The organism is Vibrio sp. M60_M70, assembly GCF_037162085.1.
Classification (GTDB): domain Bacteria; phylum Pseudomonadota; class Gammaproteobacteria; order Enterobacterales; family Vibrionaceae; genus Vibrio; species Vibrio diabolicus.
The window spans coordinates 1672733-1697253 of the sequence record NZ_JARLUL010000001.1; the positions used below are offsets into that span (position 1 = coordinate 1672733).

General features: G+C 45.2%; 13 protein-coding genes and 2 pseudogenes. 5 read left to right on the forward strand and 10 right to left on the reverse strand.

Features of this window, described 5'->3' with window-relative positions; translation table 11 throughout:
- Positions 1-216: 216 nt before the first annotated feature.
- Positions 217-5322 (forward strand): annotated as a pseudogene (locus tag P4S59_RS24410) (VWA domain-containing protein); the annotation flags it as partial.
- Positions 5323-5409: 87 nt separating this feature from the next.
- On the opposite strand, the gene P4S59_RS07790 reads toward P4S59_RS24410, so the two are convergent.
- Positions 5410-6051 carry an OmpA family protein gene (locus P4S59_RS07790; RefSeq protein ID WP_375223118.1) on the reverse strand — a complete coding sequence of 214 codons (642 nt, stop codon included), beginning with the start codon at positions 6049-6051 and terminating at the stop codon, positions 5410-5412.
- A complete protein-coding gene (locus tag P4S59_RS07795) occupies positions 6027-7343 on the reverse strand; it encodes a TolC family outer membrane protein (protein ID WP_048626423.1) in 1317 nt (438 codons plus the stop codon). Before P4S59_RS07795 ends, P4S59_RS07790 begins: the two co-directional genes overlap by 25 nt.
- A gap of 401 nt (positions 7344-7744) precedes the next feature.
- Between P4S59_RS07795 and P4S59_RS07800 the strand changes: the two genes are divergently transcribed.
- Complete coding sequence (locus tag P4S59_RS07800; RefSeq protein WP_337168198.1) at positions 7745-14656, forward strand: Calx-beta domain-containing protein; 6912 nt, start codon at positions 7745-7747, stop codon at positions 14654-14656.
- A 75-nt stretch (positions 14657-14731) separates the two neighbouring features.
- Here the strand turns inward: P4S59_RS07800 and P4S59_RS07805 are convergent, their stop codons facing one another.
- Positions 14732-15925 carry a class I SAM-dependent methyltransferase gene (locus tag P4S59_RS07805; RefSeq protein ID WP_337168199.1) on the reverse strand — a complete coding sequence of 398 codons (1194 nt, stop codon included), beginning with the start codon at positions 15923-15925 and terminating at the stop codon, positions 14732-14734.
- 162 nt (positions 15926-16087) lie between these two features.
- Positions 16088-17491, reverse strand: coding sequence for a methyl-accepting chemotaxis protein (locus P4S59_RS07810; protein WP_046876204.1), 1404 nt, complete (start codon positions 17489-17491; stop codon positions 16088-16090).
- Positions 17492-17581: 90 nt separating this feature from the next.
- On the opposite strand from P4S59_RS07810, the gene yccX reads away from it, so the two are divergent.
- Positions 17582-17854: an acylphosphatase gene (gene yccX / locus P4S59_RS07815; protein WP_005396574.1), complete on the forward strand. Its 273-nt coding sequence runs from the start codon at positions 17582-17584 to the stop codon at positions 17852-17854.
- 3 nt (positions 17855-17857) lie between these two features.
- Here the strand turns inward: yccX and P4S59_RS07820 are convergent, their stop codons facing one another.
- Positions 17858-18187: a TusE/DsrC/DsvC family sulfur relay protein gene (locus P4S59_RS07820; protein WP_005377396.1), complete on the reverse strand. Its 330-nt coding sequence runs from the start codon at positions 18185-18187 to the stop codon at positions 17858-17860.
- Between the two features lie 408 nt (positions 18188-18595).
- Between P4S59_RS07820 and P4S59_RS07825 the strand changes: the two genes are divergently transcribed.
- Positions 18596-18970 carry a chromosome partitioning protein ParB gene (locus tag P4S59_RS07825; RefSeq protein WP_203347209.1) on the forward strand — a complete coding sequence of 125 codons (375 nt, stop codon included), beginning with the start codon at positions 18596-18598 and terminating at the stop codon, positions 18968-18970.
- Positions 18971-19047: 77 nt separating this feature from the next.
- On the opposite strand, the gene P4S59_RS07830 is transcribed toward P4S59_RS07825, so the two are convergent.
- From P4S59_RS07830 to P4S59_RS07845, 4 genes and pseudogenes are all read right to left on the reverse strand, one after another.
- A complete protein-coding gene (locus tag P4S59_RS07830) occupies positions 19048-19710 on the reverse strand; it encodes a Bax inhibitor-1/YccA family protein (RefSeq protein ID WP_005396571.1) in 663 nt (220 codons plus the stop codon).
- A 250-nt stretch (positions 19711-19960) separates the two neighbouring features.
- Positions 19961-20710, reverse strand: coding sequence for an amino acid ABC transporter ATP-binding protein (locus P4S59_RS07835; protein WP_005377400.1), 750 nt, complete (start codon positions 20708-20710; stop codon positions 19961-19963).
- A gap of 23 nt (positions 20711-20733) precedes the next feature.
- Positions 20734-21831, reverse strand: a complete 1098-nt coding sequence (locus P4S59_RS07840; protein ID WP_012841798.1) for an amino acid ABC transporter permease — start codon at positions 21829-21831, stop codon at positions 20734-20736.
- A 1-nt stretch (position 21832) separates the two neighbouring features.
- Positions 21833-23037 (reverse strand): annotated as a pseudogene (locus P4S59_RS07845) (amino acid ABC transporter permease).
- A 71-nt stretch (positions 23038-23108) separates the two neighbouring features.
- Between P4S59_RS07845 and P4S59_RS07850 the strand changes: the two are divergent.
- The gene (locus tag P4S59_RS07850) at positions 23109-23249 is read left to right on the forward strand and encodes a hypothetical protein (RefSeq protein WP_005396568.1); all 141 of its coding nucleotides are present in this window, start codon (positions 23109-23111) and stop codon (positions 23247-23249) included.
- 6 nt (positions 23250-23255) lie between these two features.
- Here the strand turns inward: P4S59_RS07850 and P4S59_RS07855 are convergent, their stop codons facing one another.
- Positions 23256-24284: an amino acid ABC transporter substrate-binding protein gene (locus P4S59_RS07855; RefSeq protein WP_337168200.1), complete on the reverse strand. Its 1029-nt coding sequence runs from the start codon at positions 24282-24284 to the stop codon at positions 23256-23258.
- Positions 24285-24521: the final 237 nt, after the last annotated feature.

Here is a 24521-nt window from a genome sequence, read left to right on the forward strand (position 1 = left end):
GTGGATACTCATGGTCAAACTCAAACATTAGATATAGCGCCTAATGGAGACGTTACTATACCTCCAGGTGTCGCTGAAATTAAAGTCGCAGTCTCGACCAAACTAGATAATGTCCATGAAGGTGATGAGAGCTTTGGTCTGACGGTTACGGAAATCGGTAGTGTCACCAGTAATGGTATTGCAACTGGTAACGCAAATATTGTGGATTCTGATCCTGCACCTTTAGTTAGTATTAGTGCCGATCAAAACAGCGTAAATGAAGGTGAAACGGCAGGCTTTACGCTGACACTTGATAAAGTTGCAGATGAGAGCGTTACGGTTCATGTCGAATATAGTGGCGTGGCCCAAGATGGAAAAGATTTTGTTGGCGTTCTTAGTGTTGAAGTTCCTGCGGGTCAATCTTCAGCTGCTCTTGACTTACTGACGCTCACCGATGGTATTTATGAGGGCGCAGAATCTTTCACAGTAACCATTAAAGAGGTGGATGGCGCTGATGCGAGCATTGCTTCAAATAACAGCGCAAGTGTTGTGATCGTTGATGCCCAAAGTGCACCGAAAGTGACTATTAGCTCAGATCAATCCTCAGTTGATGAAGGTAGTGATGCAAAATTTATCGTCAACATTGACCAAAAAGCAGATGAAGATGTACTGGTAACATTCACAATCGGCGGGAATGTTGATGACAAAGATTATATTGCTCCAAGTACGTACACAGTCACGATTCCAGCGGGTAAAACGTCGGCGCCGATTGATATAAAAACTCTCGATGATGGTATTTACGAAGATCTTGAAAACCTAACTGTGACTCTAATTGGTACGGTTGGTGCAGATTCGACGCTTGCAAGTGACTCGAATGAAGCAACAGTCTCTATTATAGATGCTCAGCATACTCCAGAGTTTATTTCTGGCGGCGATAGTGCTGGTGACAAACCAAATGATGATGTTTACGACTTCGGGTCAGTTAACGAAAACACGGTGAGTGGGTCCGTTATTGGTACGGTCGTTGCTGAAGATCACGATAATGACGTGCTTGTATACCGCTTTGCAGATGGCTCGACCACTAATGGTATTTTTGATATCGACCCGACAAGCGGAGAGATTTCATTGAACAAGACAATCGATGATATTGACTTGGGCGATTATACGCTTCAGGTTGAGGTTATCGATGGAACTGGCGGGATTGATACTGCCGAGGTCAATGTTTCTCTGGTAAATGTGAATGATGCACCTGAATCTTCGCCTTCCGCGGTTGAGATGAGTGAAGATACCCAAGTGATGCTTGATTGGTCATCATTCGGTATTAGCGATGTGGACTCTAACGTATCAGAGCTCTCCGTCCAAATCACAACGCTTCCTAGCGATGGGTCATTAGAGTATAAAGATTCGCAAGGCGATTGGCAGTCTGTCCAAATCGATCAAGTGCTTGATAAATCGCTCTTTGATGAAAACAGTGTTCGTTTTGTACCTGAATTAAATGAGTCTGGCAGTGACAGTTTCGGCGGAAATCAAGTCGGAGATCAGGAGTCTAGTTACGCTCAAATTGGCTTTAAACCAACAGATGGACAGAGTACCGGTCAAGAGTCAACACTGACAATAGACGTAAACCCTATCGCTGATAAACCGAACTTAATCGCAGTGACGCACGAGAACTCATTACCCCAACAAGAGTTTAACGTTACAACATGGAGCAATGTTCAAGTTGGCTCTAGTAATGGCATGGGGGTCAACGGCGAGACTCTAATTGCAGCGATCAACGCTCTTGATGCAGCAGATGGAACTCAATTGAGTTGGTCAAATGTGGAAGATTTAGGGACTCATGCAACCTTGGCAAATGAGGCCGTTCTAGTCACATCTCTTGTTTATCTCGAAGCTGGATCGAGTTACGACTTTGTTGGCCAAGCAGATGATAGCCTTGCTATCAAGTTGGGTGGTACGTTACTTGATCAAGCTCGTTGGGGTAGCGACAGTGGTGATATTAAGGGTGCTAGCTTTACACCTTCGGTATCTGGCTTTTATCCAATTGAAATTTATCACCATAACCAAAGTGGTCCGGGTAACTTTAATGTGGATGTATCCATTAATGGACAAGCACCTGTCAATCTGAGCAACAGCAGTCTTTACGTAGTTAGTGATGAAAGTGCACTAGAAGCAACTGATATCAGAACGTCTGAACTACAAGAAGTTAATGGTGTTGCGTTTTACGAAACATATCAGCTGAACGAAGGGTTACAAGATACAGCGATACCGCTCTCTGAAATTAAAACAAGCTTAAATGATAAAGATGGCTCTGAATCACTTAAAGTCACGCTAACTGGCTTACCTGTAGGTGCGATCCTTTCAGATGGAAACAGTTCTATTACTGTAGCAACCATTGATGAAGAACTGGACGTGACAAGTTGGGCATTAGATACACTTACTGTGACTCCACCAGCTGGCTCCCATGATGACTTCACAATCAATTTGACGGCAACGAGTACAGAACGCGCGAATGGTGATTCAGCAGAGTCTAACTTAGCGATCAATGTTGTAGTACATGAGAACTTACCGACGGAAACGGAAAGTGATATTGGGAAGACCAACGAAGATAATTCGCTACAGGGTAACGTATTGCGTAATGACTCTGATGACGACAACCTTCTGATGGTTGATCACATTACTATTAATGGCACTGACTATGCGGTAGGTGAAAACGTATCTTTGACTAGTGGCACTTTATTAGTAAACCAAGATGGTAGTTACGTATTTGAACCTACCGAGCACTGGTCAGGTGATGTTCCATTAATTAATTACACCACAAATACTGGCGCAACAAATACGCTTGATATCAACGTTGTCGCAGTTGCAGATGCCCCTGCGATCACGATTAATGTTGGAGAGTTAGTAAAGAGAGATGCTGTTGATCCTAATCACAACTTAGCCGCTTCTGCGATAGATAAAACGCCTACAGAGAATGAACTCGTCGCTGCTGATCTTGGTTTGGATGATGTCGTACAAAAAAATCACTCATACGCCGGAGTGATGCTAGGAGACAACAACGACAGAAGTGATACCGATAGCTTATTCGTTGGGACTGATTACAATGACACCTTCTACGGTGGCGGCGGTGATGACGTATTTATTGGCGGTGGTAATAACGACTCTTTCTATGGTGATGATGCGTCCACTATTACAGATTATGATGGCCAAGATACGGTTTACTTAACTGGAAACTTCAGTGACTACAAAATGACCTTCAAAGACGATCATGGAGGTCAAGTTCCATATTGGATTTTGCTAGATAATCGTTCTATCGATTCGGTAAACGACCACACAGGTAGTGATGATCGTGGTGATCACTTATATGAAATTGAACGAATTGTTTTTGCAGACAAAGTCGTTGAATTGAAGCCCGACGGCACCTATGAAGTGCTTCAAGAGCGTTGGATTCCCGTTGATATTAACGTTGATTTGGTTGATGTCGATGGAAGTGAAAGCTTGGCGCAAACTGTTTTTGTGGAAGGTTTGCCGGATGGTGTAGAGCTGTATATCGATGGACATGCCGTTAATCAGGACGCAAACGGTAATTATCTTGTCACCCTGGATGCTAACGGTAAGGTCTCTTTAGATATCAGAGTACCGTTTGATTATGAAGGTAGTCTAGAGTTCCCACTAAGCGTTACCGCGACGTCGGTTGAAGAAGCAAATAATGATGCCGCTTCAACAACAGAGTCTGTTGCGCTTACAGCTCGTGACTATGTTCTAGAGTCGGGTTCACATGGGAACGATCAGATAACGGGCAGTGACGATCACGATATTATTGTTGGCGATGTCCAAGGATTGGAGATTATTGCGGGTCAGGACTACAACATCGCCTTTGTTTTGGATACTTCAGGGAGCATGGGTAACTGGGTAGGAACTGCGAAGCAAGAAGTGCTAGATGTGTTTGATGAACTGTTAAGCGCTGCAAATCAGGGTGAGAAGCCTGGAACAGTGAATATTCACCTCAGTGAGTTTGCTTCAAGTGCGTCAGCAGTTATTTCCGTTGACTTGAGTTCTCCAACAGCAAGAGATGAGTTTGTAAAAGAACTGAATAGTGCTATAGGTGATGAGGGTGACGGCGGCACAAACTATGAGGCGGGTTTACAGTCAGCTGTTGAATGGTTTAGCAGTCAACCTAACCCTGATGGCCAAAATATCACGTACTTTGTTACTGATGGTCAACCAAATAGAGCAACGCATCTCTATCATTTAGCGCCGAATGAATTCTCGAAAGTGATTTTGGATGTCGATGATTCTGGCAAGCTTGTCACCCTGCAAGATATAGTTAGTAACAGTAGTTATTCATACGGACAGACGGTTACCTACAAAGGTGACGTCGTTATAGATAGTTACGGTCAAGTATATTCACCGCTAACAGGCAGAACCCTTGGTGATATCGACAGATATAATGGCTCTATCCGTTACTACGATGAAGGTGGCAGCTCAACACAAGCTCAACATATGTATCAAGTGTTAGCAGCATTGTCTTCAGTAGAGTCGATAGGTCTTGGTAGTGGTGTTGATGAACAAACACTTAAGCAGTATGACACTGATGGTGTGGTAGAGTCAGATATCGATGTTACTAAACTTGCTGAAACGATATTGGGTCAAGATGTGCCCCTAAAACAAGGCTCAGACACTATTCAGGGTGGAGAAGGTGACGATATCTTGCTGGGTGATTTAATTGAATTTGGCGGTAATGAGCAAGGTTTGAGTGCGATTCAATCACATGTGGCACAGCAAACGGGTCAAGATGTTTCTACCATTGATGGTGAAGACATCCATGAATACGTTAAAAATAACTTTGAAGAATTCAACCAATCTCACCAAGGTGATAAGTCGGATAACTTATCTGGTGGTGCTGGCAACGATTTACTGTTTGGTCAGGGTGGTAACGACATACTCGTTGGCGGTGAAGGTGATGACATTCTGATTGGTGGTTTAGGTAATGATATCTTAACGGGAGATGAGGGCTCTGACATCTTTAAGTGGAGTGAAGTGACCAACGAGGTTGATACGGTTACTGATTTCAACAAAGATGAGGATACTTTAGACTTCTCCGATCTGTTTGATGACTTATCAAAAGATGAAGTTGGTGAGCTTCTTACTGATCTTCAGTCCGGTGATCATACTGGTGATGTCGGAGAGTATCACGTAGAAGTGGCACCAGATGGCGGCTCGGAAGCGAACTTGAGTATTACGAAAGGTGGCTCGACATTGGACATCCATTTTGATGGTGCAAGTGTCGATGATGTGACTCAAAGTCTGATTGCAAGTTTAGAAGCGCAATACAAAGACATGTAGCATGTCTAGCCACAGGTGAAATTGAAAATCAAAAAAGGTCTAGCATTTTGCTAGACCTTTTACTTTTAAACTCAGTTCATTGCGATGTTAGCTCTTAGGAAGTGTCGTGAAAACGGTCCACTCTTTCTTCACCTCACCTTTGTGGCCAATCACCGTTGCAGTGACTCGACGGTTCAACGCATGACTCACTTGGTCGGTGCCTTGTGTTGCAAGTACCGTGTCTCCATAGCCGACAATGGTGACTCTATCTCCACTAATACCATTCATCATGAGTTCTTTTCTAACGTTCTGAGCGCGGCGTTTAGATAAGTCAAGATTGTGTTCTGCAGTACCAGTACGACTGGCATAGCCCTGAATCTCTATCGATGTATTTGGATACTCCTTCAAGAAGTCGGATAGTTCTCGAATTTGCTCCGTAAAGATAGGATTGATCACATCGGAATCATTCGCGAACAGAACTCGAATTTGCATTTCTTGCGAGGAGTCGACATACGAACCGCAGCCATCGTTATCAATCTCGGCACCTAAAGGAGTACCCGGACATAAATCGCGCTCATTAATGACTCCATCAGAATCATCATCAAGATGATCTGCCCACTGATCGGCAATTGGCGTATCAATATAATCATATTCATCGCCCTTATCGGATGAACTGCATGCCGAAATCATCAATGAGAGTGCAATAAGAGTTATGTATTTCATAATTAATACTCCACTTCTTCTAGCCATTCTTTAGGCATTTCAACCCTTAATGCACTCAACAGTTGACCTGTTGCGTTCATCACTCGATATTTGGCGTACTGCTCTGCGTATTTAGAATCTAAGTAGTCTTTACGTGCCTCAAAGAGTTCGTTTTCAGTATTCAATAGATCAAGCAGCGTTCGCTTACCAATGCGATATTGTTTTTCATACGCAATAACGGTTTCAGATGCCGAGTCTACATGATCTGACAGGAACTCTTTTTGCTGTAGGGTCAAATCCAGTGCGCTCCATGAAAGCCTTAAGCCTTCTTCAACATTGCGATAAGCACCTTCACGTAAGTCTTTCGCTTTATTTAACTGATAGGCGAAGTTTTCTGAGTTTGCAGCGTCACTGCCGCCATTAAATAGGTTGTAGCGTAGACGTAGCATGGCAAGTGTCTCATCACTGCGGCCTTTTAAGCCATCAGCGTCGTCACGCCATGTTTGTGAAGCTTCAATGGAAATGGTTGGGTAATTAACACCTTTAGATTGTTTGTATTGAAACTTAGCAGAGTCTACGTCTGCGAGCGCGACTTGAATGACAGGGTGTAGTTCAAATGCCAAACCTACCGCTTCATCAATGGTGTATGGAATGAAATTCTGATCCGCTCTTGGAAAGATCAACCCTTGCGGGGTTTGACCCACTAAACGAGTGAACATAGTGTGAGAGTCGTACAAATTATTTTGAGCAGCTGCCAAATTACCGTGCGCTTTTGCCAAACGTGCTTCTACCTGTGTTAAGTCAGCGGTAGAGCCGATACCTGAATTGACTCGTTTTTTAATGTCTTCGTAAATATCTTTGTGAACCGCCAAGTTATTTTCAGAAAGCTTGAGTATTTCGTAAGCTTTTACTGCGTCTAAATACACTTTGGTGACTTCAAGTGCTTTATCTGATGCATCGGCCAAAAGTTGAAATCTAACTGACTCTGCATCGGCTGCGGTACGATCGATATCATTTAAGGTTGCACTGCCATCCCATATGAGCTGAGTTAGTGTTACCGAAGCTTCCTTTCGAGTGTAATCTGTATCCCCACGTCCCACCTCGTCAGAAGGGTCTAATCCCTCGTAACCAATGCCCGCATCTAAATCAATAGAAGGTAAGTAGGCGCCCGAAGAGGCTTCATTTACGTATTTTCGACTGGTGAACTCGTTAAATGCGCTCTTAATGTCAGGATTGTTTTTTAACGTCAATGCCACGGCTTGCTCTAAAGTTTGACCGAAAACGGGTAAAGACACTATTAAACTACAGCAGCAAGCAATATTTAGTCGGTTCCATTTCACGGTATTTCTCCTAAAAATTCGTGTTGCTTTTTGCTATTTCATCTCATAACTGAGACGAAACATCATAAATAACAGTGCTTGAGTAAGGGATTTATCAACCTACTGTTAAAACAAAGCTTTTGTTTCAAAAACCCAAGATTTCGCCTTTTAAAACCTTAGCACATATGTCGAATGTTGCTTAGCAACATAGCAAGTTTAGCTCGGAGAAAAGCTTGAATTCTTAATATCATAGCGTTTCACGGCCTGTGTCACTCTGCGCTTTTTTGTAACTCTGCCCCTAGAGTTATCAAACGTCCTACAAGCTACACATACAACGAAAATATGATGATTTTGACTAAACTATAGACGTAAATGTAGAGGTGACAAACTTTTGACTTGGTTTGAAGTGGGGCGAGGTAGATATGGATCGAGTAACTTTGAGCTCATTGATGGGCAACATCGTGGTTATCGGGCTGGATGGGGAAATTAGGACCCTAGAAGAGGGGCAACTACCTCAACCAGGAGAGTTAATAATTGATGAGGTATCAGATACTTCTGAGCTTGTGATCGAGCAGGTGACACCACAAGGAAGTTCGATAAACGTAACTGATGATATCACCGCGTTAATTGAAGCAATTGCTAGTGGGGAAGACCCGACTGAGCTGGGTGAAGAGTTTGATTCTGCTGCAGGTGAAGGAAACGGGTCTAGCCCACAAAATACGGGGGCTATAGATCGCACAGGTGCTGAATTACTCGCCAGTACCAATTTTGAGACAGTGGGAACTGACGGAACAGGATTTTCAAGTACTCAGGTAGAGACGCTACTCGATATTTTCCAAATACAACCACCAGAACCAACAGCAATATCAGTTCCTGCAACAGTAATTGTTCAAGAGATTTCTAGCCCAACTGTCAATGAGGGCGATCTGGTTTCCTTCGACGTCACACTTAACCAACCAACAGAAGACAATATCAATATCACTTTTTCTCTGTTCGATCAGACTGCGACTGGTGGATCTACTGACGAGAGCGGAAGTGACTACGTCAACGAGAGTGTTCTCATAACATTTTCCGATGACACAACAGAAGAAATCTCAGTCGATGACAACGGTATTTTTACTGTGTCGGTCCCGTTAGGTGAAAATGGTTTTACGGTTTCTCTCGACTCTATAAATGACTCTATATTCGAAGGTCCAGAAACATTTACGCTTTCTGGCAACACAGAAGAACAAAGTACACCTGCAACTGGGATTGCAACCATTGTTGATGATGGTAGTGGGCCTGGCTTAAGTCCTGATGATGATCGTCCAACGGTAACGATGAGCGATGCAGGGACGATTAATGAAGGTGAGTTAGTCAGCTTTAAAGTGTCTTTATCGAATCCATCAGCTACAGATGTTGAGGTCGAACTAAGTCTCAACCTAGGTGATACAGAAGCCGGCGACTTAGGCACATTGGAATACAACACGGGAAGTGGTTGGGTCACGGTGCCAAACGATGGTGTGGTGACGGTGCCTGGCGGGCAGACTGAGTTTGATGTACGCATTGCTTCTATTAATGACGCGGTGTTCGAAGGTCCAGAAGATTTCAGTGTTACGGTAACGGGCATTGGTGCGGTACAAGGCAGTGATACGGGCACGGCAACGATTGTGGATGACAGCAGTGGCCCAGGTCCCGCTCCAGACGATGACCGTCCGAGTGTGGCTATTACCGACGCTGGCACCATTAATGAGGGTGAGACTGCGAACTTCAAAGTCACCTTATCGAATGCCTCAGAGTCTACTGTTCAAGTTGAACTTGGCCTCAACTTAGGCGATACCGAAGCGGGTGACTTAGGCACCTTAGAATACAACACGGGCTCCGGTTGGGTTACGGTGCCAAACGACGGTGTGGTGACGGTGCCTGCCGGGCAAACTGAGTTTGATGTGCGCATTGCTTCTATTGACGATGCGGTGTTCGAAGGTCCAGAAGATTTCAGCGTGACGGTGACGGGCATTGGGGCGGTGCAAGGCAGCGATACGGGCACGGCAACGATTGTGGATGACGGCACTGGTCCAGGACCTGATCCAGACGATGACCGTCCGAATGTAACCATTACCGATGCTGGCATTATTAATGAAGGTGAAACAGCTAACTTCAAAGTTACGTTATCGAATGCGTCTGAAGCCGAAACGCAGGTGGAGTTGGGTCTTAATCTCGGCGATACCGAAGTTGGAGATTTGGGCACCCTAGAATACAACACGGGAAGTGGTTGGGTTGCAGTGCCAAATGATGGCGTGGTGACGGTGCCAGCTGGGCAAACCGAATTTGATGTGCGCATTGCTTCTATTGATGACGCCGTTTATGAAGGCCCAGAGGATTTCAGTGTTACGGTGACGGGCATTGGGGCGGTGCAAGGCAGCGATACGGGTACGGCGACGATTATGGATGACAGCAGTGGCCCAGGACCTGATCCCGATGATGACCGCCCAAGTGTGACTATTACGGATGCTGGCACCATTAATGAAGGTGAAACAGCTAACTTCAAAGTTACGTTATCGAATGCGTCTGAAGCGGAAACGCAAGTAGAGTTGGGTCTTAATCTCGGCGACACCGAAGCCGGTGACTTAGGTATCTTAGAATACAACACGGGAAGTGGTTGGGTAACAGTGCCAAACGATGGAGTGGTAACGGTGCCAGCCGGACAGACCGAGTTTGATGTGCGCATTGCTTCTATTGATGACGCCGTTTATGAAGGCCCAGAGGATTTCAGCGTTACGGTGACGGGCATTGGGGCGGTGCAAGGCAGCGATACAGGTACGGCGACGATTGTGGATGACGGCAGTGGCCCTGGCCCTGATCCTGATGATGACCGTCCGAGTGTTACTATTACCGACGCTGGCACCATTAATGAAGGTGATACGGCGAACTTTAAAGTCACGTTATCGAATGCCTCAGAGTCTAGTGTTCAAGTTGAACTCGGCCTCAACTTAGGCGATACCGAAGCGGGTGACTTAGGCACCTTGGAATACAACACGGGAAGTGGCTGGGTCACAGTACCAAACGATGGTGTGGTGACGGTGCCTGCCGGGCAAACTCAGTTTGATGTGCGCATTGCTTCTATTGATGACGCCGTTTATGAAGGCCCAGAGGATTTCAGCGTTACGGTGACGGGCATTGGGGCGGTGCAAGGCAGCGATACAGGTACGGCGACGATTGTGGATGACGGCAGTGGCCCTGGCCCTGATCCTGATGATGACCGTCCGAGTGTTACTATTACCGACGCTGGCACCATTAATGAAGGTGATACGGCGAACTTTAAAGTCACGTTATCGAATGCCTCAGAGTCTAGTGTTCAAGTTGAACTCGGCCTCAACTTAGGCGATACCGAAGCGGGTGACTTAGGCACCTTGGAATACAACACGGGAAGTGGCTGGGTCACAGTACCAAACGATGGTGTGGTGACGGTGCCTGCCGGGCAAACTCAGTTTGATGTGCGCATTGCTTCCATTGATGACGCCGTTTATGAAGGTCCTGAAGATTTCAGTGTTACGGTAACGGGCATTGGTGCGGTACAAGGCAGTGATACGGGCACGGCAACGATTGTGGATGACAGCAGTGGCCCAGGTCCCGCTCCAGACGATGACCGTCCGAGTGTGGCTATTACCGACGCTGGCACCATTAATGAGGGTGAAACAGCTAACTTCAAAGTGACGCTGTCGAACGCGTCTGAAGCGGAAACGCAAGTGGAGTTGGGTCTTAATCTCGGCGATACCGAAGCCGGTGACTTAGGTACCTTAGAATACAACACGGGAAGTGGCTGGGTCACAGTACCAAACGATGGCGTGGTGACGGTGCCTGGCGGGCAGACTGAGTTTGATGTACGCATTGCTTCTATTGATGACGCGGTGTTCGAAGGTCCAGAAGATTTCAGTGTTACGGTAACGGGCATTGGTGCGGTACAAGGCAGTGATACGGGCACGGCAACGATTGTGGATGACAGCAGTGGCCCAGGTCCCGCTCCAGACGATGACCGTCCGAGTGTGGCTATTACCGACGCTGGCACCATTAATGAGGGTGAAACAGCTAACTTCAAAGTGACGCTGTCGAACGCGTCTGAAGCGGAAACGCAAGTGGAGTTGGGTCTTAATCTCGGCGATACCGAAGCCGGTGACTTAGGTACCTTAGAATACAACACGGGAAGTGGCTGGGTCACAGTACCAAACGATGGCGTGGTGACGGTGCCTGGCGGGCAGACTGAGTTTGATGTACGCATTGCTTCTATTGATGACGCGGTGTTCGAAGGTCCAGAAGATTTCAGTGTTACGGTAACGGGCATTGGTGCGGTGCAAGGCAGCGATACGGGCACGGCAACGATTGTGGATGACGGCACTGGTCCAGGACCTGATCCAGACGATGACCGTCCGAATGTAACCATTACCGATGTTGGCATTATTAATGAAGGTGAAACAGCTAACTTCAAAGTTACGTTATCGAATGCGTCTGAAGCCGAAACGCAGGTGGAGTTGGGTCTTAATCTCGGCGATACCGAAGTTGGAGATTTGGGCACCCTAGAATACAACACGGGAAGTGGCTGGGTCACAGTGCCAAATGATGGCGTGGTGACGGTGCCAGCTGGGCAAACCGAATTTGATGTGCGCATTGCTTCTATTGATGACGCCGTTTATGAAGGCCCAGAGGATTTCAGCGTTACGGTAACGGGCATTGGCGCAGTACAAGGCAGTGATACGGGGACGGCAACGATTGTGGATGACGGCACTGGCCCAGGACCCGATCCAGATGATGACCGTCCAAATGTCTACATCGTTGAAGATAGCGTGGGTGTTAACGAAGGTACCGATGCTGTGTATACCGTTAGATTATCGGCGGCGGCCGATATCGATGTGACCGTCAGGTTGAACACCTCAACCGACGGCAGCAACACGGCGGAAGCGGACGATATAGGTAGTTTTGTGGTGACCCTTGCTGATGGTGTGACAGTGGTGAATGCCAACAGTGACGGTACGTATACCATTCCCGCCGGTGAGAACGAGCTGAAAGTCACTGTGCCAACCACAGATGATGGCGTCTACGAAGGGGATGAAACCTTCACTGTGGCGGTACAAGGTGACACGGGCGTCCTAGGCAGTGACAGTGCGCTGGGCATTATTTACGACGGTGGTAACGGCCCTGGTCCTGACCCGGATGATGATCGCCCGACCGTATCTATCTCAGATGCGGGTATCGTAGATGAGGGTGATATCGCGACGTTTATCGTGTCATTGAGTAATGCTTCGGAAGGTACAGTCCAGGTGCAGTTGACCTTAAACCCAGACGAAACAGAAGTGGATGATCTTGGCTCGCTAGAATATAACACCGGAGCAGGTTGGGTTGCTGTGCCTGTCGATGGCATCGTAACAGTGCCAGCAATGCTTACCGAATTTGATGTGCGCATTGCGACCATTGATGATGAAGTTTATGAAGGTCTGGAAGACTTCAGCGTGACCGTGACGGGTTTGGGCGCAGTTCAGGGCACCGATACTGGTTTGGCGACCATTGTGGATGATGGCACTAAAACGGACGACGATCGACCAACTGTGTCTATCTCGGACGCGGGTACCATTGATGAAGGTAGTTTCGCTACATTTACCGTGTCATTGAGTAATGCCTCAGAGGCAGCGCTCCAGGTTCAGTTAACGCTGAATCTGGATGAAACAGAAGTCGGTGACCTTGGCACTCTAGAGTACAACACCGGTTCAGGTTGGGTAAGTGTACCTGTAAGCGGCATTGTGACGGTGCCGGCAGGTATGACGGAATTTGATCTACGCATCGAATCAATTGATGACGGTGTGTACGAAGGCCCTGAAGATTTCAGCGTTACAGTAACTGGCTTGGGAGCAGTGCAAGGCAGCGATACTGGTCTGGCGACCATCGTGGATAACTCACCACCTACAGCCCGTGATTTCATCATTTCGCTCGATGTTCAAAATGGTATTTTCCCGGTTCAGGATGTTGAATTTGATGGAATAACGACGTCTGGGGAACAGCGTGTTGAAGATCTCGAAGATGACGCAGTTACTGCAAATGATGATGATATTTTAATTCAGGTCGTTAGCCTTCCTGAACACGGTGAACTGTATTATGTGGATGGAAATGGACAGGAAGTCATTATAGACGAAACCACACAGTTCCCTGAAAACACAGAGGTTAAGTATCGTCTGACTGAAGATTTCTTTGAGGAGCAGAGCTTTGACTCAGCCGACCTTCTTGAAGAACAAGGGAAAGATATCTTGGTGGGATCCTACACTCCTCCTAATTCGAACTTAACGTTCACTGGAGGCCAGATCATCACCATTGGCAACAGCATCATCTTTGATTCCGACGCTCAGATTTCAGTCGATTTTGCGAATCAACAAGTCGGGTTGGTTGTCGTTTCGCCAAATGAAACGGGTCAGGGTGATGAAATCAGTACTGGTGAATATATTACGTTAGAACTGGATGAGGATTTATCAGCTAACGAAGCGAAACTGAACTTAGCCAGTCTGAATGACCGCTTCAACAGTGGTGGTGCATGGTTAACGGCATACATCTTCCTAAATGGTGCACTTGTTGATGTTCAGCAGTTTTACTCAACGGATATTACTTATACCAGCAACCACGAAGGTTCTATTACCGTTGCGTTAGCAAATGGCAGCTTTGATGAAATTCGACTTACTCCAGAAACCGATAGCGCGAGTGATAAAGCGGGCTTTACCTTGGTGGGAACTGAAATCACCAGTTTTACTGACGTGAACGATGACTTTACCTACCAAGCTATTGACACTGATGGTGCGGTAAGTAACGAAGCTACGGTAGCGGTTGATTTCGAGAACGTCACGGTAGACGCTGTCACGGCGCTTGGTTATCAAACCATGGCCTTAAATTCGGATCTGAATCTGGTTATGGGGACAGATGGCGATGATATTCTGGTTGGTACTGAAGGCAATGACCTGATCATCGGTGGTTTAGGTAATGATATCTTGACTGGCGGTGAAGGTGATGACGTATTCAAATGGACAGAAATGCAATCCGCAACTGATACCGTGACAGATTTCAGTGACGGGGATCAGCTTGATTTTACCGATGTATTTGACGATATGAGTGGTACGGATATCTCCGCCTTGCTTGATGATCTTGGTTCGGGTGACTATCGCGGCAGTGTGGATGACATTTCCGTTGAAGTGACTGAAAGTGGAGGTAACTCGACGTTGACCATCAACAAAGATGGACAACAGCTAGAGGTTAACTTTGATGGTGCCTCTGCAGCCGATATTGCCAATAGTCTGATTTCTAATCTCGATCAATTACGAGAATAGATGGCCAAAGATAAAAAACGGAGCGTTTTTTCGCTCCGTTTTTTTATTTAATAATACGGTAAACTAACACTGTGATTACAGAACTTTACATGCAAAACCTTTCAGGTAGAAACCTTCCGGGTATGCTGTATCGGTTGGGTGGTCAGCAGCTTGTTCAAAGCGCTCCACAAACTTTACTTGGCGGTTAGCATCTAAGGCTGCGTCAGCAATGATTTTCTGGAACAAAACTTGATCCATTAAGCCAGAGCACGAATAGGTCAGTAGCGTACCGCCAGGTTTTAGGATTTGCATTGCTAGCATGTTGATGTCTTTGTAACCACGACATGCGCCGTTTAGTTGGGCTTTACTGTCTGCAAACTTAGGTGGATCCATGATAACCACATCGAACTGAGTTCCTTGGTCACGATACTCACGAAGTAGTTTAAACACGTCTGCGTTTAGGAACACGGCACGCTTCTTCGAGATATCAAATTCATTCAGTTCTGCGTTGAACTTCGCAGTGTCTAGAGCAGGTTGTGATACGTCAGCGTTTATCACACGCTTTGCATCACCTTTCAGAGCGTAAAGTCCGAAGCCACCTGTGTAAGAGAAGCAGTTAAGAACTTCCTTGCCTTTCACATATTTCATCGCTTGCTGGCGACTATCACGTTGATCTAGGTAGAAACCTGTTTTATGACCGCCAACGATATCTACACTAATCTTTACGCCATTTTCTTCGATGACGACCGATTTAGGTGGCTCTTCGCCGTGCAAGACGCCCGTGGTTTCTTTCAAACCCTCTTTCTTACGTACCGCGACGTCAGAACGCTCGTACACATTACAATCAGGGAAGCACTCAACTAGAGCATCAACAATGGCCTGTTTATTGTGTTCTGCGCCAGCACTGAGAAGTTGACACACAAAGAAGTTTTGGTAACGGTCAATCGTAACGCCTGGCATGCCATCAGACTCTGCCGCGATAAGGCGGTAACCCGTAAGGCCATCATGTTCGATAATGTCTTCACGAAGAAGTTGTGCGTCTTTTAATCGTTTTACGAAAAACGCGGTGTCGATTTCTTCTTTATCAAAACTCCAAATACGAGCACGAATTTGTGAAGCTGGCGAATATGCCGCTTTAGCTAGCCATTTACCGTCGTGAGTGAATACATCAACCGTTTCGCCAAGAGCGGGTTCGCCCTCAACTTTGTTGATGCCTCGAGAGAAGATCCAAGGGTGCTTGCGCTTGACCGATTTCTCACGACCTTTTACCAAATAGATAGCAGCTGTCATTTCATTAGCTCTTGTTGAATTTTGAAAGGGGCGTATTGTCCGGGATGTGAATGGTAAAAGCAATATCCCTCGGCAATCCAGTACATTGTAGTGACTTTTAAATACAAAAAAAGGTCACTAAAGTAACCCTTTTATTTGAACTGGTCGTAACAGATTACGTTGCTACGCTTTAAGTCCAGTAAGGAGCGACTCCATGGTGTCGCTTTGCTTACGCAGTTGATCCACGTTTTGTGAAGTCGTGCTGATCATATTGCACACGTTATCTGCTTGAACTCGAATCTCTTCAACGCTTGAGGCGATATTGTCCGCGACTACACCTTGTTCTTCAGCCGCTGTTGCAATTTGAATGCTACTGTCGGATATAGTTTGATTTTTATCTGCCAAAGAGCCGATTTCGTGATTCACTTCCGTCATGAGGTTTTGTCCCTCATTTGCATTGTTGACAGTCACTTCCATCAGTTTAGTAAGTGATTGACTGTTACGCTGTAATGATTCGATCATCGTTTGGATTTCAACCGTCGCTTGCTGAGTGCGTCCCGCAAGAGCGCGAACCTCATCCGCAACGACCGCAAATCCACGACCTTGCTCACCAGCACGTGCTGCTTCAATGGCTGCGTTCAATGCAAGTAGGTTAGTTTGCTCGGAAATCCCATTAATGGTTGTCACGACTTCATCAATTTGTGCGGCATTGGCATCTAACTCCGCTACTGCTTGAGACGCAGATTGAATCTCATTAGAGAGGTTCGAAATCGAGTGAAGCGTATTCTCTACTTTTACTTGTCCAGACTGAGCCACGCTGCGCGCATCATCGGTTTGCGCGCTTGAATCGTGAGCTAATGTCGCGACTTCTCGAATCGTTGATGCCATCTGTTCCGTTGCACTCGCAAGAGAGTTGAGGTGCTCTTGTTGCGTCGCAGAAATATCTGAACTGTGATGAATTGATTGATTCAGGTCTGAGCTAATTTGTTGCATTAACGCCACAGACTCTTGAATCGACAGCACCATTTGTTGCTCTCGTTCTGCAACTTTGTCTATCGTAATAGCAATTTCACTAAACTCGTCGCGAACTGGGAAGAAGTTCATTCTCGCGGTTAGGTCACCATCCGCTAGGGTGTTTAATGCTTTATTCATCGTGAACATTGCGCCGCCGATAAACGTCATGATGTAGTAAACGCCAAGCGCGAGAATAAACAAGCTCACACAGATGATGCTCACTTGAGTCGTTGATAGGGCAGTCCATAGAGAAAGTTCATGGTTTGCAACCAAGCTGTACGCACCATTTAGAACAGACACGGATTGCGGACCAGAGCCAAGAGAAACGGTTTCTGAACCAGCTATGAGGTTTGCTACTTGCGATTGAGAAAGGTTGCCTGCCTCTATCAGACCTTTCATAAGCATGAGCTCTTCTTGGTACATACTTGAGATCAACGTATTAGCCGCGCTATTAAGGACGAGAGTGAGAATGACTAAAGCAAGAAGAGGGAGAACGAAGAGCAAATAGAACTTTTCTTGAATCTTTAAGTGAATGAGATACTTATCAATCCAGCGGAATGGAATTTCTTTCATAATTATAATAACCGTGCAAAAACCCACTATCCTTAGTGGGGTGAATAGACGAAAAGAATATATCACTCAGTAAAAAGAAGCGGTACAAAGATGAACGTAAAGTGTGAGAGATTTATAGTAAAAGGTCACGTTCAAGGCGTCGGCTTTCGTTACCATACTTCCCATCAAGGATTGAAACTGGGTTTGACGGGTTACGCGAAGAACCTAAACGATGGTGATGTTGAAGTGATGGCGTGTGGAACAGACGCACAAATAGCTGCGTTTTCCGAGTGGTTGAAAGAAGGCCCGCGAACGGCAACAGTAGAGAGTGTGATACAGGAGTCTGCGTCATATAAGCCGTTGCGCGGTTTTAAGATTTTGTAAATTCTACAAGCATTTAGCTGGCTTTGGTAGGCCGGCTAATTTAGTCGCTTGTTTGGCTGGCCCCTTTTTAAACAGCTTGAATAGATACTTACTGTTACCTTTTTCTGGGCCGTGCGCTTTTTCCATTGCTTTGACAAGCATACGCACAGCAGGGGAAGTATTAAACTCTTCATAAAAATCTCGCACAAAGTGCACAACTTCCAAATGAGCATCCGTAAGCTCGATGTCTTCTTCTTTTGCTAAAAGCTCAATCATACCTTCTTCCCATTGAGTATGATCCAGTAAGTAGCCTTGAGCATCAGTTTCAATTTCTTTGCCGTTGTAAACGAACATAACGTTTTATCCGTTAAGTGAACATGGATGTTTATAGATTAGCGACAGGTGAGGATGTTCTCAACAAAAGAATCTCGAAGTAGTGCCGAGCGAAGCAAAAGCGTACAAAATGGTGAGTGCTTTTTGACTGAGCCAGGTGCTTTGATATAAATGTTCTTTTATTCAAATAAATAGGAAACTATTCAGTTTGTTAGAAATTTTTCGGGTTGAGTACCAATAAAATTGCATGGATATCCAGGCTTATTCATTTTTGTTTTGGTTTTTTCTTGGCTACTTGTCTGAATATGGAATTTTATCGGTGAATGAATAGCTTACGACGTTGTGTTTGCTCTTATAGACCGATATTCTCTTGGTTGATAAGCAACCTACATTCTGGTTGTAAACAATAATGATGACAAGGAGTTAGTCATGTCGAAACAACGTTACATTGAAATAAATGACAACGTAAAATCCATTTGGTCTATTGAGCGTATTTGGGAGCTCGCGGAGTCCCTACCTGTAGAAGAAATTGCTATTGATGATATCAAAGGCCCTAATGAAGTGACCTGGTTTAGTGATGATGGACCACAGCCAACCTGTCGTGAGATCGCGAAGCATTGCCAACGCATCAACAATGCCGATTTGTCGTATCCCGTAATTTTAACCAATGATTACCGTGTTTTTGATGGTATGCACCGAATTGCTAAGCAAATCATGTTGGGTGAAGATACGATTAAAGTGAGACGTTTTAGAGAAAACCCTGAGGCTGATGAAGTTATCGATTTAGCAGTCGAACAGGCGTAATGTACTTAATCACTGACAAAGAAAAAGCCCGAAGGAAAATACCTTCGGGCTTTTTAAATTCATCTTGTGTTGAACGATTAATCGTCGTTCATAATACCTAGAATGCTTAGTAGGCTGATGAAGATGTTGTAAATTGATACATACAAAGTCACTGTCGCAGAGATGTAGTTTGTTTCACCGCCACGAATAATGCTTTGTGTTGTCATCAGGATCGCCATCGTAGAGAAAATGATAAACAAGCTGCTCAACGCCAAGTGTAAAATGGTTGATTGAATAAAGAAGCTTGCAATCATACCCACAACAAGCACAACAAACAGCGATAGCATCAAGCCGCCCATCATAGATAGGTCACGTTTTGTTGTTAGTGCATAAGCTGATGCCGCCATGAAAGATAGCGCCGTACCACCTAGAGCGGTTAATACGATATCGCCCATCCCAGCACCGATGTACATGTTTAAGATTGGACCAATAGTGTAGCCTAAGAAACCAGTGAATAAGAACGTAAACACAAGGCCAAGGCTGTTGTTACGGTTTTTCTCTGTTAAGAATAACAGGCCGTAGAAACCAACCAACATTAGGATGATTCCTGGATGTGGCAGGTTAAATGCCATTGCTACGCCAGCAACGACTGCCGACCATAAAAGCGTCATTGAAAGTAGTGCGTAAGTATTACGCAATACTTTGTTTGTTTGTAGAGCACTTTCTTGTGTTGAAGTGCGGGTAAACATTGGACTGTTCATAATCTTCCTCGATAAGAGACTTTCTTTTAAGTACATTTATGGGATTGAAAGTTCAAAAAATCAAGCCCTAACCATGCGTAACTTAGATAAAATAATAATAGAAATAAGATGTTATGTATTTGACAACTTGTAACACAATATTACTGCAGAGCAAAGTCATAGCAATTGTCACACAGAATTTTGAATTTAGTAACAAAAAGCACTGACTTCATTGAAATCAGTGCTTTTATTATGCCAGTTGCAAAAGATCTTAGTGATGTAAGATTTGCGCTAGGAAATTTTGAGTTCGATCTGATTGAGGGTTTTCAAAGAAATCAACGGGGTTGTTCTCTTCGATGATCTCTCCTGCGTCCATAAATATCACACGATCGGCAACCTCTTTCGCAAACCCCATTTCATGTGTCACACAGAGCATGGTCATGCCTTCCTCGGCGAGCTCGACCATTACATCCAACACTTCGCGAACCATCTCCGGATCAAGCGCTGATGTTGGTTCATCAAAAAGCATAACTTTAGGGTTCATACACAATGAACGGGCAATCGCCACGCGTTGTTGCTGACCACCAGACAACTGGCCAGGATATTTCTCTGCTTGGTCCGGAATTTTAACGCGTTCCAGATATTTCATCGCGACCGCTTCTGCCTCATCTTTAGGCATCTTCTTCACCCAAATAGGCGCGAGCGTACAGTTTTCCAGTACAGTTAAATGAGGGAAGAGATTAAAGTGCTGAAAGCACATGCCCACTTCACGGCGCACAGCTTCAATATTTTTTAAATCTTCAGTTAACTCCGTACCGGAAACATAGATGCTACCAGCTTGGTGCTCTTCGAGGCGGTTAATACAGCGAATCATCGTTGATTTTCCTGACCCTGATGGGCCACAGATTACGATTTTTTCCCCGCGCTTAACATCGAGGTTAATATTTTTTAGTACGTGAAACTCACCATACCATTTATTCATGTCCTTCAATTGGATCATATAGTCTTGTTGTTGCGTCATAATACGTCCTTGAGCTTGATGAGTTATCGTTTGTGACCGGTATGAAGTTTGTTTTCAAGCCATATCGAATAACGCGACATGCCAAAACAAAATACCCAAAACACTAACGCGACAAATACATAACTTTCAGTAGCAAAGCCTAGCCAGTCAGGGTCGGTGTTTGCTGCTTGTCCTATACCTAGTACGTCAAACATACCAATGATAAGAACCAAACTGGTGTCTTTAAACAATCCGATAAACGTGTTCACGATAGAAGGGATCGTAATCTTCAGCGCCTGTGGCAAGATAATAAGCCCTGTTTTTTTCCAGTAACTTAACCCAAGTGCGTCGGCAGCCTCATATTGGCCTTTTGGAATCGCTTGTAAGCCACCCCGTACTACTTCGGCCATGTAAGCCGAGGCAAACATCACTACACCAATAAGAGCGCGAATAAGTTTGTCTGTCTCGGACCCTTCGGACATAAACAAAGGCAGCATAACGGAAGCCATGAACAGAACGGTAATCAGTGGCACACCACGCCAAACTTCAATATAGACGGTACAAATACTGCGAATGATGGGCATTTCCGAACGTCTACCGAGCGCGAGTACCACACCAATAGGTAATGAAACGACAATACCAACTAGCGCAATGATGAGCGTAACGAGTAATCCGCCCCATTTGTGTGTATCGACCACTTCTAGCCCAAATATCCCACCATATAACAGCCCAGCGATAATGAATGGGTAGATGTTTACGAAGAAAAGCCAAATCCAAATCCGTTTCGGTGTCTTTTCATACGCTAGCAACACAGTAAATATAGCCAATGTGATATAGAAAAGGCGAGGGCGCCACAGTTCAGACTCAGGATAGAAACCGTACATGAACTGCTCCCAGCGCACGCTGATAAATACCCAGCAAGCACCTTCTCGGCTGCAGTCGTCACGCGTCGAACCAATCCAGTCTGCGTTGATAAACGCCCAATCAACGATATGCCAAATTGCACTAAAGACAAGATAAGCAAGAATTACGGTAACAATGGAATTGACAGGTCCATTAAATAGGTTTTTCCGCATCCAACCAACAAAGCCGACGGTATTGGCTGGTGGTGGGAGATCCGGTTGAAATTGATGAGTACTCATATTATCTCTCCACCAGTGCGACTTTACGGTTATACAAGTTCATTAATGCAGACGTAATCAGACTTAAGGTTAAGTACACGCCCATCGTCATCGCAATGATCTCAATCGCTTGCCCAGTTTGGTTCAGGGTAGTACCAGCAAAGACAGAGACAAGGTCTGGGTAACCAATCGCCATCGCTAACGATGAGTTTTTGGTGAGGTTGAGATATTGACTGGTTAAAGGTGGAATAATAATTCGTAACGCTTGCGGAATGACAACAAGCTTTAAAGTTTTCGCGCGTGGTAAGCCCAGCGACATCGCCGCTTCCGTTTGACCATGGCTAACCGCATTAATACCAGAACGTACAATTTCGGCAATGAAGGAGGCGGTATAAACGCTCAGTGCCAAAAGTAGTGCAGCAAGTTCAGGAATAATGCTAATACCACCTTGGAAGTTAAACCCTTTCAGTTCAGGATAATTTAGTGAAATTGGCATACCAGCAAGGAAGTAGACAATCAGCGGAAGGCCAACGACTAAGCCTAAAGCTATTCTTCCCATTGGCGTTTGTTGTCCAGTTAGGCGTTGCTTGTTATTCGCCCATACATTGATCAGCAAGCTGGCGATCACCCCGAAGATTAATGCAGCAATAACAAAGCCACTGCCTGGCTCCATTTCTGGTGCTGGAAAATATAAACCACGAACATTCAAGAAGATGGCTTCGCCAAGGCTCAAGCTTTGACGAGGTGAGGGTAATGCTTGAAGAACAGCGAAATACCAGAAAAATATTTGTAGAAGAAGTGGGATATTTCGGAACGTTTCGATATAAACAGCAGCCAAGCGACTTACTAACCAGTTAGAAGAAAGGCGAGCGACCCCCATTGTAAAACCAATCACGGTAGCCAGAATAATACCTAATACGGAGACCAGCGCTGTATTAAGAAGGCCAATAATAAACGTTCTGCCGTAAGAGTACGTTTCATCGTATTCAATTAGCGTCAGCCCGATACCAAACCCGGCTTCTTGATTTAAAAACCGAAACCCGTAGCGATCCCACGAGCATCTAAGTTGTTCAGTGCGTTATTTATAATCGTGTAAAAGAAAAATACCAGTGCAGCTATGGCAATGATCTGGAAAATAGCAGAACGAAAGGCGGGATTATAAATCAAGCTCTTGCTTCCGCTCGGTTTGGACATCGTACTTGGCGATGCATCTTTTGTCGGTTTCATACAGCGATAACCTCAAACCTTAGTTATAGATATCTGCCTGTATAAATAGTCACGTCCTTGCTGGTCGAAGCATGTTTTCACCAGAGCTAAACGGCGATATTCGAGTTGAAATAGCCTATCTAAGCGAATACTTCTTGCCATTCAATGAGCGGTCCTTACTCATACAGATGGATAAAATCAAGAAAAAGGGCGGCATGAACCGCCCTGATTAACTCGTTCTATCGGATTGGTGGCGCGTACATAAAGCCGCCTGCATTCCATAGCGCATTAACGCCACGAGAAATTTCTAACGGCGAACCAGTACCGACTGTGCGTTCGAAGCTTTCACCATAGTTACCGACTTGCTTGATAACTTGGTAGCCCCAATCATCACGAATACCCAAACCTTTGCCTTTCGGACCGTCAACACCAAGAATACGTTTGATGTTTGGATCTTTCGATTTCAGCATTTCATCCGCATTTTTCGAACTAATACCATACTCTTCGGCGTTAATCATTGCTGATAATGTCCACTTCGCAATGTTGAACCATTGGTCATCACCTTGACGAACGACGGGACCTAGTGGTTCTTTGGAAATGATTTCCGGAAGAACGGCTGCAGAAGAGGGATCTTTCAGGTTTAGACGCAATGCATAAAGACCAGATTGGTCAGTCGTTAACACATCACAACGTCCTGCATCGAAACCTTTTGACGTTTGGGCTGCCGTATCAAATACGACCGGCTTGTATGACATACCGCTGTTACGGAAGTAGTCAGCAAGGTTCAGCTCAGTTGTTGTACCGGACTGTACGCAAACTGATGCACCATCAAGCTCTTTTGCGCTTGAGATGCCAAGATCTTTCTTCACCATGAAGCCTTGACCATCGTAGTAGTTTACCCCTACGAAGTTGAGGCCAAGTGCAGTATCACGATGCAGTGTCCAGGTGGTGTTACGAGAAAGCACATCAATCTCACCTGATTGAAGCGCAGTGAAACGTTCTTTCGCGGTTAGGGGTACATATTTAACTTTCGTTTTATCCCCAAGAACGGCTGCAGCCAGTGCTTGGCAATATTCTACGTCGATACCTTCCCATTCACCTTTTGAGTTAGGGTTAGAGAAACCAGGTAGACCGGTACTTACGCCACAAGTAAGAAAACCTTGTTTTGTGACTTTGTCCAGAGTAGTGTCTGCTGCTTGAGCTGATGTTGCTATCATCGCAGTAGAAGCCGCTACGACGGAAGCAAGAACTGTGAGTTTATTTGCCATTTGTATCCTTCCTGTATGATCCATGTTTAATCAGGAGTGACCTGAAATAACGTGTCCAATTCGTTAGAGTTATCGTCCTACGTGATTGATTTTCGAAGAAACGGTATTCGATAGATCAACCAGTTATAAGCGTAGGAAAGGATCTGTTAATTCTCAAATATATAATTTAAATGAAGTTTTGAGAGAACTTACAAAGCGCCTTGAGATTTAGAATGACGAAATGTTAATTGTTTGTAA